23 protein-coding genes are annotated in these 17,460 nt (G+C 40.0%); 17 read left to right on the top strand and 6 right to left on the bottom strand.

Annotated features, from left to right (window positions below; genetic code table 11):
- Positions 1-92 precede the first annotated feature (92 nt).
- Positions 93-521: a hypothetical protein gene (locus tag DPG01_RS00890; RefSeq protein ID WP_086208849.1), complete on the top strand. Its 429-nt coding sequence runs from the start codon at positions 93-95 to the stop codon at positions 519-521.
- A 7-nt stretch (positions 522-528) separates the two neighbouring features.
- Here DPG01_RS00890 and DPG01_RS00895 read toward each other — a convergent pair whose 3' ends face one another.
- Positions 529-1,539, bottom strand: a complete 1,011-nt coding sequence (locus tag DPG01_RS00895; RefSeq protein WP_086208850.1) for a metallophosphoesterase — start codon at positions 1,537-1,539, stop codon at positions 529-531.
- A gap of 188 nt (positions 1,540-1,727) precedes the next feature.
- Here DPG01_RS00895 and DPG01_RS00900 point away from each other — a divergent pair, with 188 nt between their 5' ends.
- Complete coding sequence (locus DPG01_RS00900) at positions 1,728-3,269, top strand: phospholipase D family protein (protein WP_228156950.1); 1,542 nt, start codon at positions 1,728-1,730, stop codon at positions 3,267-3,269.
- 4 nt (positions 3,270-3,273) lie between these two features.
- Here the strand turns inward: DPG01_RS00900 and DPG01_RS00905 are convergent, their stop codons facing one another.
- Positions 3,274-4,098, bottom strand: a complete 825-nt coding sequence (locus tag DPG01_RS00905; protein WP_086208852.1) for a lysophospholipid acyltransferase family protein — start codon at positions 4,096-4,098, stop codon at positions 3,274-3,276.
- 183 nt (positions 4,099-4,281) lie between these two features.
- Between DPG01_RS00905 and DPG01_RS18995 the strand changes: the two genes are divergently transcribed.
- From DPG01_RS18995 to DPG01_RS00930, 6 genes are all read left to right on the top strand, one after another.
- Positions 4,282-4,410 (top strand): hypothetical protein, encoded by a 129-nt coding sequence (locus DPG01_RS18995; RefSeq protein ID WP_265733398.1) that lies wholly within the window; start codon positions 4,282-4,284, stop codon positions 4,408-4,410.
- A gap of 77 nt (positions 4,411-4,487) precedes the next feature.
- Complete coding sequence (hflX, locus tag DPG01_RS00910) at positions 4,488-5,819, top strand: ribosome rescue GTPase HflX (protein ID WP_086208853.1); 1,332 nt, start codon at positions 4,488-4,490, stop codon at positions 5,817-5,819.
- Between the two features lie 43 nt (positions 5,820-5,862).
- Positions 5,863-6,234, top strand: a complete 372-nt coding sequence (locus tag DPG01_RS00915) for a hypothetical protein (protein ID WP_086208854.1) — start codon at positions 5,863-5,865, stop codon at positions 6,232-6,234.
- A gap of 10 nt (positions 6,235-6,244) precedes the next feature.
- Positions 6,245-6,919, top strand: coding sequence for an LrgB family protein (locus DPG01_RS00920; RefSeq protein ID WP_086208855.1), 675 nt, complete (start codon positions 6,245-6,247; stop codon positions 6,917-6,919).
- A gap of 87 nt (positions 6,920-7,006) precedes the next feature.
- Positions 7,007-7,450 carry a DUF2147 domain-containing protein gene (locus DPG01_RS00925; protein ID WP_110973899.1) on the top strand — a complete coding sequence of 148 codons (444 nt, stop codon included), beginning with the start codon at positions 7,007-7,009 and terminating at the stop codon, positions 7,448-7,450.
- A 280-nt stretch (positions 7,451-7,730) separates the two neighbouring features.
- Positions 7,731-8,180, top strand: coding sequence for a DUF2147 domain-containing protein (locus DPG01_RS00930; RefSeq protein WP_086208857.1), 450 nt, complete (start codon positions 7,731-7,733; stop codon positions 8,178-8,180).
- A gap of 43 nt (positions 8,181-8,223) precedes the next feature.
- On the opposite strand, the gene DPG01_RS00935 is transcribed toward DPG01_RS00930, so the two are convergent.
- Genes DPG01_RS00935 through pdxA form a run of 3 tightly spaced genes read right to left on the bottom strand, consistent with a single transcriptional unit; the run spans position 8,224 to position 10,887 of the window.
- On the bottom strand, positions 8,224-9,072 hold the full coding sequence (locus DPG01_RS00935) for a symmetrical bis(5'-nucleosyl)-tetraphosphatase (protein WP_110973900.1): 849 nt from the start codon (positions 9,070-9,072) through the stop codon (positions 8,224-8,226).
- A gap of 1 nt (position 9,073) precedes the next feature.
- Positions 9,074-9,886: a 16S rRNA (adenine(1518)-N(6)/adenine(1519)-N(6))-dimethyltransferase RsmA gene (gene rsmA / locus DPG01_RS00940; RefSeq protein ID WP_110973901.1), complete on the bottom strand. Its 813-nt coding sequence runs from the start codon at positions 9,884-9,886 to the stop codon at positions 9,074-9,076.
- A gap of 32 nt (positions 9,887-9,918) precedes the next feature.
- On the bottom strand, positions 9,919-10,887 hold the full coding sequence (gene pdxA / locus DPG01_RS00945) for a 4-hydroxythreonine-4-phosphate dehydrogenase PdxA (RefSeq protein ID WP_087528247.1): 969 nt from the start codon (positions 10,885-10,887) through the stop codon (positions 9,919-9,921).
- A 538-nt stretch (positions 10,888-11,425) separates the two neighbouring features.
- Between pdxA and rplM the strand changes: the two genes are divergently transcribed.
- Positions 11,426-11,854, top strand: a complete 429-nt coding sequence (gene rplM, locus DPG01_RS00950; protein WP_004695096.1) for a 50S ribosomal protein L13 — start codon at positions 11,426-11,428, stop codon at positions 11,852-11,854.
- A 12-nt stretch (positions 11,855-11,866) separates the two neighbouring features.
- A complete protein-coding gene (gene rpsI / locus DPG01_RS00955; protein ID WP_086208861.1) occupies positions 11,867-12,253 on the top strand; it encodes a 30S ribosomal protein S9 in 387 nt (128 codons plus the stop codon).
- Between the two features lie 125 nt (positions 12,254-12,378).
- Here the strand turns inward: rpsI and DPG01_RS00960 are convergent, their stop codons facing one another.
- Positions 12,379-12,708, bottom strand: a complete 330-nt coding sequence (locus DPG01_RS00960; protein WP_110973902.1) for a hypothetical protein — start codon at positions 12,706-12,708, stop codon at positions 12,379-12,381.
- A gap of 123 nt (positions 12,709-12,831) precedes the next feature.
- On the opposite strand from DPG01_RS00960, the gene DPG01_RS00965 reads away from it, so the two are divergent.
- From DPG01_RS00965 to DPG01_RS00995, 7 genes are all read left to right on the top strand, one after another.
- On the top strand, positions 12,832-13,485 hold the full coding sequence (locus tag DPG01_RS00965; RefSeq protein ID WP_110973903.1) for a glutathione S-transferase N-terminal domain-containing protein: 654 nt from the start codon (positions 12,832-12,834) through the stop codon (positions 13,483-13,485).
- An 8-nt stretch (positions 13,486-13,493) separates the two neighbouring features.
- On the top strand, positions 13,494-13,925 hold the full coding sequence (locus DPG01_RS00970; RefSeq protein ID WP_110973904.1) for a ClpXP protease specificity-enhancing factor: 432 nt from the start codon (positions 13,494-13,496) through the stop codon (positions 13,923-13,925).
- A gap of 17 nt (positions 13,926-13,942) precedes the next feature.
- Complete coding sequence (locus DPG01_RS00975; RefSeq protein WP_110973905.1) at positions 13,943-14,602, top strand: hypothetical protein; 660 nt, start codon at positions 13,943-13,945, stop codon at positions 14,600-14,602.
- Between the two features lie 405 nt (positions 14,603-15,007).
- Entirely contained in the window at positions 15,008-15,367 is a 360-nt protein-coding gene (locus DPG01_RS00980; RefSeq protein ID WP_086208866.1) for a hypothetical protein, read from the top strand.
- A gap of 82 nt (positions 15,368-15,449) precedes the next feature.
- Positions 15,450-16,421, top strand: coding sequence for a hypothetical protein (locus tag DPG01_RS00985; protein WP_110973906.1), 972 nt, complete (start codon positions 15,450-15,452; stop codon positions 16,419-16,421).
- A 9-nt stretch (positions 16,422-16,430) separates the two neighbouring features.
- The gene (locus DPG01_RS00990) at positions 16,431-16,979 is read left to right on the top strand and encodes a GTP-binding protein (protein WP_110973907.1); all 549 of its coding nucleotides are present in this window, start codon (positions 16,431-16,433) and stop codon (positions 16,977-16,979) included.
- Between the two features lie 18 nt (positions 16,980-16,997).
- Positions 16,998-17,405, top strand: coding sequence for a roadblock/LC7 domain-containing protein (locus tag DPG01_RS00995; protein WP_110973908.1), 408 nt, complete (start codon positions 16,998-17,000; stop codon positions 17,403-17,405).
- Positions 17,406-17,460: the final 55 nt, after the last annotated feature.

The following is a 17,460-nucleotide window of genomic DNA, read 5'->3' on the forward strand; positions in this document are numbered from 1 at the left end:
CCAATGCTTTAACAAACGCTACAAAAACCACCTTTAAAATTGCGCATATAACTTCAAAAATAAAGGTGAATACTGATGAATAGGACACAGAAATGGATGAAAAAATAGAACAACTCACCAATGAACAACTCCTCGACGTCATCGTATTAGTTGAAGAAAACAAAATCATTCAAGCCATCCAATACATCGCAACACACACGGCTTTTCAATACGACGATGCACAAGAAATCGTCACGGAGCTCACAAAACGTCATGATGCAGCACTAAAAAGTATGTATAACCACGAGCAACTTTACTCAGAAGATATCTCAACTGCAGAGTTAACAATAAATCGTCTTACTCCTCCGAAATTAACTCTCAAAGAAGATCAAACCCTGCAAAAATCACAACATAAAGATGTGAATAATAGTGACGTAACCCGAACACAAGGTATTCAAGCCTTACAGCCCAAAAACCACAAGCTGTGGATGATCTTGGCTGTGGTCATTTTGGTTTTAAGCTTTATTTTTTATTGGTTCTAGCTGAGCTTTAGATTAGCTCAATGATATCAATGGTCGGTGGGACCCGGAAGCGAAACGGTACACCCACCATACCTGTACCCACCGTAACAAACACATCTGCGTGTTCATGACGGTACAAGCCTTTCTTGTGCCCCAAGATCGACACCTTTTTCATCACAAAATCCGTTAACCACGGCAGTTCAACCTGGCCGCCATGCGTATGACCTGACAACATTAAAGGACGTGTTGGTAAAGAAGGCACCATATCGACCGTGTCAGGATTGTGCGATAAAATGACCCATGGCTTGTCCTGCGGTAAATGTGGCATAAAACGCATATCTGCCTTACCTGCCCACAAGTCACCGACCCCGATTAAGCGAAACTCATCAAATTCAACAATCTGCCCCTCTATATCAATAACATTGTTGACCTTCAAAGCATGTCTTAATAGGTTTTGAATCGGGGGACCTGGATACTGTTCATCATGGTTACCATTGACCGAATAGACGGGTGCATTAATTTCGCGTAGTACCTCTAACTCTTCCGCCAGTGTATTTTCAGGTTCATAGGTCCAGTCTCCAGCAATCACCACCAAATCAGGCTTTTGTTCATTCAGCCGTTTAACAATGGTTTTTAACTGACGTTCATGACCTGAAAACAAACCAATATGTAAATCAGCAACCAAAGCAATACGAACAGGTTTGAGTAATTTATAGTCCTCTTGGATTTGATACTGCATGGTTTTAACATGGACAAAATGCGGCTCAATAAAACGTGCATAACACAATAAGCCACTCACTAAAAAGACAAAAATTGCTTCATGCCATGAGTAATAACCTTGAATACCTGCATATAAACTAAAGAAAAATAAAGGAATCAGTAAATAAGACAAATAAAAAGCCAATAAATGCACAAAGGCTTTAAACGGATGAATCGTCTCCGTATTGGTTTGACTGATCCATGCTTGATACACTGCCCAACCGGCAAGCAAGGCCATCGCAATATAAAAATAGAACACGACGGATTGTGTATTTAGCATAGACATTTACTCACAAACAGTTCATCAAGAACACATAATCTTCTGTTTATCTTTTCACAGCTCAGAATTATACTCAAACCAAATTTATAGACTTTATGACGATGGAAAAACCACACAGCGCAGTGAAGCGCGCTCTACCCCGCTCAACGTCGACTCAGCAAGGTGCTAAACTACTTTTACTCAGCTGTATGGTGATCTCTGTTCCTGCCTGTAATACTTTGCCCAAACAGATTCCGCAGCCTCAAGTTTATGCTTTTGATCAAGCCACGGACCAAACCAGCTTAGCCAAAATCGTACTACCACTCCGTGAGCAAAATCCGGGATTGACAGGTTTCCATATTCTCTATAACCCACTCGAAGCATTAGCAGCACGCATCCATCTCATTGATAAAGCAGAAAAGACTTTAGATCTACAATATTATATTTGGGATAATGACCGCATCGGCGCACTGGCACTTTATTCAATATTGAAAGCGGCAGACCGTGGGGTCAAGGTTCGGTTACTGATTGATGACAACAATGCCAAGAAAATGGAAGGCATTTACCTCGCACTCGACCAACACGCCAACATTGACATCAAACTGTATAATCCCTATCGCTTCCGCCACTATCGCGCGATGGATATGATGCTCAATCTCAAACGCATTAACCGTCGTATGCATAACAAAAGTTTTATTGCTGATAACCAAATCGCGCTGATTGGTGGTCGTAATATGAGTAATCAATATTATAATGTCAGTGACAATTACCAGTTTTCTGATGTAGATGTCATGCTTGTAGGTTCGGCAGCAGATGAAATTGTGCACTCATTCGATGAATACTGGAATGATGATTATGCCTTTCCAGTACGTCAAATCGTCAATGCCAATCATTACAGCTTACGCTATGAAGGCTTAAAAACACAGTTGCAACAGCACTATCAAGAAGTGACGGTACAAAATTATCTGGATCTTGCCAATCGTTCACAAGCCTTTGAACACTGGCTGAACGATAGTATCCAATTTGACTGGGTCAAGGCCGAAGTCGTAAAAGACTCACCAAGTAAAATCAAATCCCGAGCTAAAAAAGAAGAACATCTCAACTTCCAGTTACAAACCCATCTAGAAAAACCAACAGATAGCATCGACATTATCTCTGCCTATTTCGTTCCTGAACGTAAAGGCAAAAAACACCTTGCCAACCTTGCGCAAAGTGATATCCAAGTCCGTGTACTCACCAACTCATTCAAAGCCAATGATGTACCTTTGGTCCATGCTTTCTATGGAAAATACCGCCAAGACTTACTAGAAAATGGTGTACAACTGTATGAATTCTTAGCAAATCCTGCGGCTGAAGCACTTAATGAGAACAATGAGGAAATCTCGAAAAAAGCCAAAGTCAGCATCAAAGGATTAAGCCGTTCTAGCCTGCATGCCAAGCTTATGACGATTGATGAAAAACAGGTTTTTATTGGCTCGTTTAATTTTGACCCACGTTCTGCCAACTTAAATACCGAAATTGGTGTTTTACTCAACAGCCCGCCTTTGGCAAAGGCTGTGCATCAAACAATGGATCAAAATTTGAGTAAATATGCCTATAAACTGGTTCTGGATGCCAACAAAAATATTAACTGGCAAATTAAGCAGGCCGATGGCTCAATCAAGACTTATACCACAGAGCCGAAAATGAACTGGTTTAAACGTGCAGGTATTAAAGTCATTTCATGGCTCCCGATCGAAGGCTTTATGTAAGCCTTCAACTTCCCATCGCGCTCGCTTGAGGTTTCAATACCTTTTGGTGTAAGTCAGCCAAGCCTTGCACCATCTTTTGTTGTACCAAGGCTGTTAAGCTATCGACTGTATGACCTGCAGTACAAATTGCAGGTAATGCAACAAGATGTGCTGTAACTTGAGGCATCTCCAAGACTTTTTGGACGTGTTCGGCAAAACCAATATTACCAATAAAAGGCGAAACTTGGTCGAGCCCGCCCTGCTGATTGACATAACAAATTAAACAAATTTGGACATCGCGCTGTGCTTCAATTGCAGCCCCTAAAATACGCCCATGGACTTTTTTTACTTTAGAACCGTCAGTAGTAGTCGCTTCTGGGAAGAACAGCACAGGAATGTCTTGTTTTAAAAATTCAGTAATTTGTTCACGGATCTTGATTGAATCGCCCGACCCACGTTGGATAAACAAGGTTCCACCACTTTTTGCAAGTTTGCCAAACACAGGCCATTTTTCAATTTCAGCTTTGGCTAAAAAAAACACCCGTGCGCCAGAACCCAAAACTGCCACGTCTAACCATGAAATATGATTACTCACCCAAAGTGCAGGTTTACGTGGAATATCGCCATGGACATGCACATCAATGTTAAAAACTTTGCAGAGTCGACGACAAAAATACTGCACGTAGCGGGTATTTTGAGGATTATTAATGTCTTTATACAAGCCATGTCGATAAACCAAATAAAAACCCTCAGAAACGGCACCGAGTCCCGTTACTAGCTTCTTGCTATACAACGCAAGTTTTGAGAGTCCACTTAATGATGTTGTTTTTATTTCAGTATTTGATTGCATAGAGGATTCACTTGGCACAGCTTTATTCAACAGTTAATCATTGATTACAACTCATTCTATACTGATCTTAACTTACTTGCATTGATCATAAAAACCGAAAGACTAGATGATTATTTTCAATTTTGATCGTTTAAATAAATTAATTATAATAATTCAATCGAAATATCAAAACAAGGTTCTCCCATGAATGATCAAATGAATCCTCCTGCTGCACCCTTAAATCCCGTTCAAGCATTTAAATTTATTCTTGGGTTAAGCATCTTATACTTTGGAAGTTTGGTTCTTTTGGTACAGCTCTTTCGCACCATGTAAAGCCACGCTATAACTATTTCGCTCAAGCTGAGTAAATTCATCTACACTAGAGCTTTCTAGGTGCGAGATTATATTGAGTGGAATATTTTGAACAGAAACAAGGTGGCGAAAAAACGATTTTAGTCAGTGTTGCCATCCACATTCTGGAAGATCTTGATGCAGAAGAGTTTCGCTTACTTGCCAAATCGGCAGGTGCAGAAATTCTAGAGCATATTCACGCTCAAAGATTCAAACCTGACCCTAAATATTTTATTGGTTCAGGCAAAGCTGAAGAAGTAGCAGCACGTGTGGAAGAGCTAGAAGCAAGTTTGGTGATTATTGACCATGCACTAACCCCCAGCCAGGAACGCAACCTGAGCCGCATTATCAAATGTCGCGTCATTGACCGCACCCGCCTTATTTTAGATATCTTTGCACAGCGCGCACGTACTCATGAAGGTAAACTTCAAGTCGAATTGGCTCAACTTGATCACTTGTCTTCTCGACTAGTCGGTACAGGGATTAGTCTCGATAGCCAAAAAGGTGGGATTGGGCTTCGTGGACCAGGTGAAACTCAACTCGAAACTGACCGTCGTTTACTTCGTGTTCGTGTAGGACAACTTAAAGATAAATTAGAGAAAGTACGACAAACGCGAATCCAAGGTCGTGCAGCACGCCAAAAAGCTGCTATTCCAACCGTTTCTTTAGTCGGTTATACCAATGCTGGAAAATCGACTCTATTTAACACCCTCGCCAAATCTGATGTTTATGCCGCAGATCAGCTATTTGCAACCTTAGACCCCACTCTAAGACGTTTAGACTGGGATGGTATTGGCCCTTTGGTCTTAGCCGACACTGTAGGCTTTGTACGTAACCTTGCGCACGCCTTGGTCGAATCTTTTAAAGCGACACTAGAGGAAACCTTAGAAGCTAGCCTACTGCTGCATGTAATTGACTCCAACAGTCCAGATCTGATGGAACAAATTGAAGCCGTTGAAAAAGTGCTCAAAGAAATTGGAGCCGATATTCCTATCCTTCGTGTTTATAACAAAATTGACCAAAGTGCTGAACAAGCCAAAATTATCTATGCTGAACCCAATGTCCCTGAGCGTGTTTATGTGTCAGCACATACGGGCGAAGGACTCAATCTACTGCGCCAAGCAGTACAAGAGTGCTTAATGGGACAAATTCAAAACTTTGACGTTCTGCTCAAGCCAGCCTATGGCAAATTGCGCAACCAATTATATGCCCTGAATGTGATTCAATCTGAAAATTATGATGATGAAGGAAATCTTCACCTACAAGTGTACATTGCACCACATAAACTGGAACAACTGATTAAACAAGCACATTTACCAATTGATGAAATTTTAGGTTTGAAAGCAAAACAATTTCATCGTGAACTCGAAGAATTTGAAATCAAAAACTAAATCGGTTAAAACGTGATAAGTAAAATGTTAATGACAGAACAAAATGGAATGGATAAAAACGGTTGATTGGACCGCATGGATCGGCACGGTTGCCCTCATCGTTCTCTTTCGAGAATCTGCTGTATGGGTCACGGGGTACTTTGGGCACCCCGAAATGGGCAATTTACTTGGACTCATTAGTTTATTAATCGTGCTGTTAGGTTGGCGGAAATTCAAAAAAATTCCAGCACGTTTGGTCGATACCAACAATAAAATCATGAAAGAAAGTGCTTTCGCCTTTCTGCCCATTAGTGCAGGTTCCTTGCTGATGATGACCCATTTAGGTCACGAAATCCCAATGTTTTTGGTGGTGCTGTTTGTCAGCACACTTATCCCACTTTGGGTTTATGCCAAAATGTCTAAGAAATGGCTTTAGGAGAATGCTCATGATTCCCATCATTTTCGGTTTTTTCCTGACTTTAGTTGCTTATTTACTGGCAAAACCAATCAATAAAAAGTTGCCACAGATTCCAATTATTGTGATTGGCATGTGTTTTGTGATTGCACTTCTCTTCCTCCTCAACATTCCTTATGAGCAATATATGGCGCAGGTGAATCCTGTTTTTAATCATTTGCTCGGTTATGTCACTGTTGCACTGGCTATTCCTTTAGCGTCCATGCGTTATGACGACCTTCCTCTCAAAGCAGTGGTTGGCATCTTAGTTTTTGCAAGTATTAGTGCGGTCGGATTGCCTATGGGTTTGGCTTATTTACTGCATTTATCTGATCCGACCATCATGGCTTTTGCCACACGTGCTGTCACCACTCCAATTGCGATTAATATCGCAACACTCCTCCATGCACCCATCAGTCTCGCGATTTTAATTGTGATTTTATCTGGAGTCATCGGTGCCGCATTCTCTCCACTGATTTTAAAACATATCAATGATGAACGTGCTTCAGGGTTAGCACTCGGTCTTGCCGCACATGCTATTGGAACAGCCCAAGCATGGCAACGAGGCAGTATTGCAGGGCGCTATGCCGCCTTTGGAATGGCAGTCAATGCTGTGTTTACTGCAATATGGTTACCGTTGTTTATTCTATACTTGCAAAAAATGTGATATGTTCCTCACATAAACAATTGTATTGTTTAAAAAATCAACTTATGATGAGTTTGTCGTTTATTAAATGATAAAAGGATTTTGTTCATGAGCAAATTGACACTTGCAATCGCATTCGCTACATCTGTCATTGGCAGTGCAGCTTTTGCTGAAGATATTAGCGGTACGTGGAAAAACATTGATGACAAAACTGGATCATCGAAAGCCATCCTAGAAATCCGTCAAGAATCAAACGGGACCTATACCGCTAAAGTTGTTAAAGTGACCCCTCGTCCAGGCTATACCCCCAAAGAACATTGTATCAATTGCCCAGCACCATATACCAATAAACCCATTTTAGGCATGGATGTCATGAAAGGGCTCAAACACAATGGTGATACCAATTATACAGGTGGAAAAATTATCGACCCGTTGTCAGGAAATATTTACAGTTGCAAAGCAAAACTTAGCTCAAATGGTAAACGTTTAACACTTCGAGGATATGTGGGCATATCTGCACTGGGTCGTAGCCAAACATGGATCCGTGAATAATTGCGACTTAATGCTCGCTAACGTGTGGCTATCATCTGTAAAATCATACTATGTTGAGATTTAACAGCTAAACGATGAGTAAATTATACATTTTCAAAACTTAGACTGATCATTTTAAATTCAATGAATAATAAGGTTTCAGCTAAGTCTGTATAATTTTTCCATTTTTTTAAAAGGCATATGCCTATTCTATATCCAACGACCATAAGCAGTTTGCCTTATGCTAACTGCTTATTTTTCTGTGTCTTGGATATTTTTGTGAAATTATAGAGAACCTTATATGAAAAGTAAGTTTTTTATCGCGGGATTAACATTGTCCATGCTTTGCGGGGGAGCATTTGCACAGGACTTAACAGGGACATGGCAACAAATTGATGATAAGTCAGGCTCGCCGAAAGCCATTATTGAAATTCGTAAAGAGTCCAATAACACCTATACTGGAAAAATTGTTAAAATTACACCACGTCCTGGATATACACCTAAAGAATTTTGTGTAAATTGCCCATCGCCTTATACCAACAAACCCATTTTAGGCATGGATATTATTAAAGATTTGAAGCACGTGGACGGCACCAACAACTATGAAAAAGGTCGTGTGATTGATCCATTATCAGGCAAACTCTATGATGCCAAAATGAAGCTGAATGCCACAGGAAAGCGTCTTTCTCTACGTGCATACATCGGTGTTTCTGCCTTAGGTCGTAACCAAACATGGTTAAGAATCGACTAAGAATAAAAAAGCCACGAACTTCGTGGCTTTTTTAATGCATGGGCTATTGAACTGGATTATCAACGGCAAATAAGCTCTCATCTTCTAAACGGTAAGCCATTAATTGATGCCCCCAGACACAACCGCCATCTACGTTTTGAATCGAGTCCGAAATGGTTTTGCCTTGTAAAGCGGCCCAGTGACCAAACACAACTTTATGGGTTTGCGCTGCTTGCGAAGCGAATTCAAACCATGGTTTGAACCCTTCAGGCATTGGGTCGCTGAGCGAGTCTTTAAAACTAAATTCCAAACGCCCAGCACTATCGGTTAAACGCATACGGGTCAAATAATTCACGATACAGCGTAAACGCGCGTTGCCCGTGAGTTTATCCGACCATAAGGTAGGTTCTTTGCCATACATGTCTTTTAAAAAGGCATCGACAACATCAAAATCATCCGCTGCAATGACCGCCTCAACTTCTGCCGCCAAAGCAGCTGCCTGTTCTGCTGTCCAGTTGGTTGGAATGCCTGCATGCGTCAGAACTGTCGTTGCATTTGGAAACACACACAAGGGTTGTTTCCGCAACCAATCAATCAAATCATCACTATCAATCGCATCAATCACATCACGAATGTTATCTTTATCTTTGATGGTTTTAATGCCACGTGCAGCCGCCAGCAAAGTTAAATCATGATTGCCTAAAACTGTTGCAGCCGCCTTGCGCTCTACTAATTTTTTAATAAAGCGTAAGGCACCCAATGAGTTTTCACCACGAGCAACCAAATCCCCTGCAAACCAAATAAAATCTTGGTCAGGATCAAACTGAATGGTCTTTAGCAAGGCTTTCAGTGCTTCAAAACAACCCTGCACATCACCAATGACATAATTGTATCGAATCTCTGCACCTGCCACCTTAAGCCACCATTTGATCTGCTAATGCCACAAATTGAGCCAGTGTTAAAGTCTCTGGGCGCGCCATCGGATCAACACCTGCTTGTTCAAAACCATCTTCAACCAACATGCCTTTTAAGCTATTACGCAAAGTTTTACGGCGCTGGGTAAAGACATGTGATACCAACCGTGCCAAAGCTTTTTCATTTTTTGCCACAATCGGCTTAACTGCGTACGGCTCTAAACGGAACACCGCAGAAGTCACTTTAGGTGGTGGGTTAAATGAACCCGGCGGTACTTCAAACAAGAACGTAGGTTTACAGAAATACTGAATCATCACCGACAAACGACCATACTCTTTGCTATTTGGAGTAGCCGTAATACGATCCACCACTTCTTTTTGTAGCATAAAGTGCATGTCTTTAACTTTGTCACCAAACTCCAAGAGGTGAAACAAAAGTGGCGTCGAGATGTTATACGGCAAATTACCCACAACCCGTAAAGGGCGACCATCTTCAAATAGATTAGTGAAGTCGTACTTCAGTGCATCCGTTTCAATAATGGTTAAACGTTCAGGATGTGGCACACGCCCCGGTAAACCTGCCGCCAAATCACGGTCTAATTCGACCACCGTGAGTGCGTCACATTCACCAATCAACGGGGAAGTTAAGGCTGCCAAACCCGGGCCAATTTCCACAATGTTATCCCCTGAACGGGGTGCAACTGAACGTACAATCTTGGCAATCACACGTTGGTCATGTAAGAAGTTTTGCCCAAAACGCTTACGCGTATGGTGCCCTTCATCTTTAGGGTTTAAGGCATTAATTTGATACATAAAATTTTCCAACGTGAGTTAATCACTGAACATTAGTGACGAGCTAATTCTAACGCTAAATCAACAGCGACCTGTAAGCTTGAGCTTTTCGCAAGACCTGTGCCTGCGAGGGAGAGAGCTGTGCCATGATCAACTGAGGTACGAATAAACGGCAAGCCCAAAGTAATATTAATGGCTTCACCAAACCCTTGCGATTTTAACACAGGTAAGCCCTGATCGTGATACATCGCCAAAACAGCATCGGCATCTTTTAAGTTTTCAGGGGTAAATAAAGTGTCGGCAGGCAAACTCAGGCTCATATTTATGCCTTGAGCACGGTAGCTTTCTAGCACGGGATTAATCACCTCAATTTCCTCCATACCCAAATAGCCATCCTCTCCTGCGTGTGGGTTTAAGCCACACACTAAAATGTGCGGATGCTCTTTTTTGAATTTGCTTTTTAAATCTTGAATTAAAATATCAATCACTTGATGCAGTCGCTCTTTGGTAATTGCATCAGGCACAGCCCTCAAAGGTAAATGTGTAGTCGCTAGCGCGACACGCAACGTCTTGGTTGCAAGCATCATCACCACACGTTCCACCCCAGCAAACTCTTGGTAGTATTCGGTATGTCCACTAAAGTGAATGCCAGCATCATTGATGACTGACTTTTGTACAGGTGCAGTTGCAACACCTACACTTTTCCCTGACATGGCATAATCGGCCGAACGTCGTAACTGTTCTAAGACATAGGATGCATTGCTTGGGTTTAATTCACCTAATACCACAGCTTGGTTCAAGGGCACATGCTCAACATAGAGCTGTCTCGGAGCCGATGACGTCTTTTGCCCTACATATTCAATCAGTTCTATGTCGATTCCCAATTTCTCTGCGCGCTTAGCTAACAAGTTCAGATCCGCCAAAACAACAATGGGGCGTTCATCTACCCGCCCTGCAAGGCTCAAACAAATATCTGGACCAATTCCAGCAGGTTCGCCACTGGTGACATATAAAGGAAGCATAGCTAACTCAAATAGAAGGCATGCAATATTATACAACGTATATCAAAGCACATCATGTAACGATGAACTCAAGACCTATCTATCGGCTGACATTTTTTAAGCATGTCGATATGGCTCTTGAGCTAGAAGACCCTCTGTAGAAAATGAAACAGTGAAACTTGAATAATCAGGCGATTTCAAAATTGAAGCGGGGAATTTGGTACTTTATAAAGAAAAATCACCCATTCTTGGACAAATTTCCAACTGTCACTTTTATAAAATTCATAAGCAATATCATATCTTAGATTATAAAAATATGTTTCAAATTTGATAATAGCGCCAACTCTCCGCTTTTATTTTCGATTCACTCCAATTTCCTCATGATTTAAATAAAAGAATAAACTTTAATCTCTTCCTTTATAGTGTGGAATATCGTAAAATACGGCACTTGAAATTTCATATTTTCATTTGTGATTCCGAACAACTTCGTTTAGAATCGCGTCTCCTTTTGTTTGGACAGATTCCATAGTCCAAACCAACTATAATAGGTAGTGGTTTAATGAAAACTCTCAGCGCTAAGCCTGCTGAAGTTCAACACGACTGGTACGTTGTTGATGCTTCTGGCAAAACTTTAGGTCGCCTTGCGACTGAAATCGCTCGTCGTCTACGTGGTAAGCACAAGACTTCTTATACTCCTCACGTTGACACTGGCGATTATATCGTTGTAATCAATGCTGAAGAAATTCAAGTGACTGGTAAAAAAGCACTTGATAAAAAATACTATCGCCACACTGGCTTCCCTGGTGGTATCCGTGAGACTAACTTTGAAAAGTTAATCGCTCACAAACCAGAAGCAGTTTTAGAAAAAGCTGTTAAAGGTATGTTACCAAAAGGTCCTCTTGGTTATGCAATGATCAAGAAAATGAAAGTGTATGCAGGTACTGAGCATCCACACGCTGCTCAACAGCCACAAGTTTTGGACATCTAAGGGATACAGCACATGGCTACTAATTATGGTACAGGTCGCCGTAAGACCGCAACTGCACGTGTTTTCTTGTCAGCTGGTACAGGCAAACTCGTAATTAACAACCGTACTCTTGAGCAATACTTCGGTCGTGAAACTGCTCGTATGGTTGTTCGTCAACCTTTAGAGCTTCTTGAAGCTACTGAAAAGTATGACCTTTACATCACTGTTGCTGGTGGTGGTATCGGTGGTCAAGCTGGCGCTATCCGTCACGGTATTACTCGTGCGTTGATCGCTTCTGACGAAACACTTAAACCTGCTCTTCGTCAAGCTGGTTTCGTTACTCGTGATGCTCGTGAAGTTGAACGTAAGAAACTTGGTTTACGTAAAGCTCGTAAACGTCCTCAATTCTCTAAACGTTAATTCGTTTACCGAATCGGACAAAAAGCCTTGGTTTATCCAAGGCTTTTTTTATGCGTCATTTTCAACTTTAAAACCCATGCATTCTGCTTTATTCGTATGATATCCCTCTAGTTACATATTCCAACTTATTTTAAAAATTGATGATCTTTAGGAAGTAGTGCATTACACGGCTCATCTGTTTGCTCATCGACCATTTTCACAGCTCCATCATTATAAACAGTGACCTTACAGCCTTTTACCTTATATTCTTGCTGAATACCGCCATACATCTCATCCTCAGATACAGAGGTAGCGACATCACAGGTTTCATCAGTAATACAAGCGACATATTCAGCAGTCTGCGGCACTACATCTACTGATTCGGCTATATCTTGATTTTGAGCATAACTATTTGAGATAGAAGTCATTAATACAATCACTGCGATCAATTGAGTGATTCTGAGCATAAGTTGCATAGTTTTATCCTTATCTTTAATTTTTTCCAAGTTATTCGATTGTATAAGCATATTAAAGTTAAGATGATTTTATTGGCTATTTTTAGTATTCTAACCGATTCACTTCACCTAGTTTCTTGAAATATGTCTGTCGAAACTACTCCGCTTCAAGGAATTACGCTGTATAGCCATGCAGATGATTTTCGCTCCCACTGGATTCGTTATGTACTTGCAGAGAAGCAAATCAAATACCATTTGGTTTTAAGTGATGCTGATGATGAAGATCTCGCCAGCTTAAACCCTTATAATCAGCTACCGATGTTGATTGAAAATGATTTAAAACTATTTAATGCCAATATCATCTCCGAGTATTTAGACGATCGTTATCGTCAAAACAAACTCTATGCCGATGCACCTATGCCTCGTGCGGAACAGCGTCAGTATATTTGGCGCTTTGAACAAGATTGGTTAAAGCTTGCCGATATGATGCTGCGCCATCCAGATACACTCGATGCACAAGCAAAACTGAACGCACAAAAAAAACTGAAAGATACACTCATTTCCCTAACACCATTGTTTCAGCATTTCCCCTATTTCATGTCGGAAAGCTTTAGCATTTTAGATTGCATGCTCGCGCCTATCTTTCTGCGCTTAAACAGTATGGGTGTGCATTTACCCAAACAGCAATGTCGCCCAATCTATTTATATTGCCAACGTATTTTTAGTCGTCCTGCATTTTTAAAGTCTTTAACTTTGCAGGAGAAAAACCATTATCAATCTGAATTTAAACAGCCGTAGAGAATATTATGTCTGATCAAGAATTAAACCTTACGCCGACTCGTCCATATTTAGCTCGCGCCATATATGAATGGATTTGTGATAATCAGCTGACACCACATTTATTGGTCGATGCAACGCAACCGAATACCATGGTACCCGAGCAGTTTATTCAAGATGGGCAGATTGTCTTAAACATCGTCCCGCATGCCGTGCATGCGCTACATATGAGCAACGATGCGATTACCTTCTCTGCACGTTTTGGTGGGGTATCTCGTGATATTTATGTCCCCCTTAATGCTGTGATTGGCATTTATGCCCGTGAAAATGGACAAGGTTTATTCTTCGACCCATCTGAATATGAGGGTCATACCCAAAATGAGCAAAATGCTTTAAAATCAGAGCATGAAGAAAAACCTGAAGCATCTAAGAAAAAACCAAGTCTCAGACTATTAGATTAATAAAATGGAGTAAGTATATGGCTTTTGATTTAGTACAATATTTTTCAGAACAGATTAAAATTCAAAAGCCTGAGCTTCTGAATAAATTTCCTCACGAAGAACGAAATCAGTATCTAGCAGAAGCCAATACACTCGCACTAGGAAAACTTATCACGCTTATCCGTAAAGATGGCGCGAAACTTTACCACGAAATTCAAACTCAAGATCACCTGTATATTCAGGAACTTGCTCGACATCTTACCACCTCACCTCACAATGTATCTCAGCTAGCTAACGCGGACTTAGAACATAGTCTAACGGAAATGCTAAGCCTTCAGTTTGCTGAACTAAAACAACTTGATGAAACAGGTAATTTTGGTGAACGAGGTATTCATGAACTTCTCGTGGGTCAAGTTGAACACCTTTCAGGTCAAGCAGACGACTGGATTTGGACAACAAATGACCTAACGGAACTGATTGGCTCTAAACCAATGCCTGAAGAAGAGCTATCATTAGAAGAGACGATGAAGGAGTTTAATCAAATGGTAAATCAACACACAACTGACCACCAAGACCACACACATAGCCAAGCAACTGAAGTAAACACAACACCAGTGTGGGCTAAAATCCTTGAACCAGTGGTTGCTGTTATTATTCTATGGGGACTCTACTGCGCAGCCTCACAAATGTTCATCTAAATGATTAAAGATGAGAGATGCTCTAATTCAACGCATCTCTCTGTTTTTAAATTAGAAATATTTATTCAATCTTCTTAAATTAATCAAAAAAATAGATCTTGTCCTCAACATTATATGGCCATTTTTTAAATTTACATTTCCTTACACTTGTAAATAAATTAAGCAATTTTCTATTCAATTGCAAATTCAATCAAAATATTTTAATTGAAATGTCAACAAAATCACAAAAAAAACCAGTAAAAACTGACTAAAAAGCTCGGATTTAATCGCCAATTCCTTTTCCATCTTTGTAGCTCAATTTATTTCTATTGATAATTTTTTCGCGCCATCCATATAATGAAATCGACTTGTGAAACAACAGGTTAAAAGGATTTTCTAAAACTCATATAATTGAAGAGAAAAACTATGGCTAGAGTCTCATTAGAAGCATTAGCAAATATTGATGGTTTCTATGCAGCAGCATTGGTTGACGGAGAAAGTGGTTTAGCTCTCGCGACTCAAGGCGGTGGAAGCATTGATTTAGAACTCGCAGCAGCAGGCAATACCGAAGTCGTTCGCTCGAAACGTCGTGTTGCACAAGCCTTAAATTTAAATGATACGATTGAAGACATTCTTATCACTTTAGGCAAACAATATCACCTAATCCGTCCATTAGAAGGCAATGACAAGATTTTCTTATATCTTGTACTTGAACGCTCTAAAGCCAACCTTGCAATGGCACGTCATGAACTTAAAGGATATGAAAAAGGCTTAGATTTTTCTTAATTTGAATTACCCCCTTTTTCATCATTATGGGAAAGGGGTTGTTTGTATTGCCCTCTTCAACCTTTTAAATTAAAGACATACTATGAATAAGCAATATATTAATATTGCGATTACTGGCCTAAGTTCGAATCATTCAGAAGAGCTTAAAACACAGCTACGTAATCTCATTCCTCAAGAGTATAAAATTAACTGGAGTTCTGCTGCCGACCCAAGCATTGATTGCTTATTCATACATGAAAATTTTTATGACACAGACAGCATACAAAAAATCATACAAAGCCGAAAATTCCCTTGGCTGAAAATTACCAAACACCAACAAGGGCAAAACCTGATTCATGAAAATACGCTTTCTTTGCCCATTATTCACCATGAAAGCTTATCTAATTGGATTCTACAACATCTACTCAATACACCGATTGAAACTCAATCACACGCACTTACTGAAGCTGACACACAATATAAAAAAAGCCCTTATAAATTAGAATATTTCAGTAAAATGCTAGATCAAGAACGAAACTCAAAACTCCATCTCTTTGACACATTAGGCACTATTGCAATTATTGATGTACAGAACAATATTGCATGGCTCAATACGACTAGAGAACAAGATTTCACCGAATTTGGCTTTAACTATGATATTGCCAGCACCAGCAACTTCATGAAAGTCTCACGGAAGCAACCACATATACTGAGTGATTGGCTATGGCAGTTTTTTTGGAATTCTCCATTATTTTTAAAAGAAATCGCACCTGAGGATGGTCATTTTAAAATTCATATGTGGCCTAAACCTAGCCAGAATTTGGATAGAAAACACATTTTCCAACTTTCAAGTTGTTTTATACAAGGTGGAAAGATTTCCAAAATTTCAATACAACTTGATTTACCTATCGACACAGTACAACGCTTTATTGCAACAAATATTGCAACAAACAACCTCTCGAAAATCAATATCTGGGATAAGCACTACAATCCCCCAGAAACACCACAAGTTTCAGAAGAATCAAGTTTCATTAAAAGTTTTTTTGGAAAGCTAAGAAAAAAATTAGGCATATAGGAAAAGTGTATGATTTTACAACGCTTTAAAATCGTTTTTGCAGGTGGTATGGGTGCAGGAAAGACAGAGGCCATTCGCTCACTTTCAGAGATTCCTGTACTGCAAACGGAAGCTTTTAATACTGATGTACAACGCCATAGCAAACTAGAAACTACTGTTGGAATTGATTATGGTGAAATTACACTCGAAGAAAACCTCACTATTGGTCTCTATGGTACGCCTGGGCAAAGCCGTTTTGATTTTGTTTGGTCCGCTATTACCAAAGGAGCAATCGGTGCGATTATTCTTATTGACCACCATTCGGATGATCCTATCCAAGAATTAGAGAACTATTTAGAAACCTTTCAGAATTTTACGGATAATATCGCCATTGGAATTACCCATACCGATCTTCATTCTGAATCAGGTAAATCTACAAATATTTATAAGGAATGGCTACTTGAAAATGAGCTCTTTTCTCCTCTTTTCTTTATTGATGCACGAAACAAAGATGATGTACTACTATTATTAGAAGCTTTAATTACTTCGATCGAAACTAACTCAAATATTACAAATTAACCCTCCGTGAGGTTTTATATGTTCACATTGACACAAAACCGTACTGCACCCGAAGAGTTAATTGAATTTTCAAAAAATGTAATTCAAGATATTCTCATGAATGTTCGCGGTGTCAATTACGTTATGCTCTGTAGCACTGATGGTTTTGAATTAGCACACGTTTATAAAAAAGATGGTTCTAACACGACTAAACTTGCGGCTGTCAGCAGTTCAATTTTGGCTATGGTTGCTGCATTTATGCATGAAATTCACCTTGAAGGCTGCCAATCAATTACATTAGATGCAAATAATGGTAAAGCCATCTTAACCTCTATTCCCTCTTCAAAGCATCCTATGATTATCGTGACTTTAACCGAAAAAGATGTCTTACTTGGCCAACTTCTCTATACCTTAAAAAATTCCGGTAATCGCATTATGCAATACTGATTTAAAAATCAACCAAAAACCAGATACTGAACTGATAAGACATCAGCATTAATCA

This window comes from Acinetobacter sp. WCHAc060042 (assembly GCF_003231195.1).
Lineage (GTDB): Bacteria > Pseudomonadota > Gammaproteobacteria > Pseudomonadales > Moraxellaceae > Acinetobacter.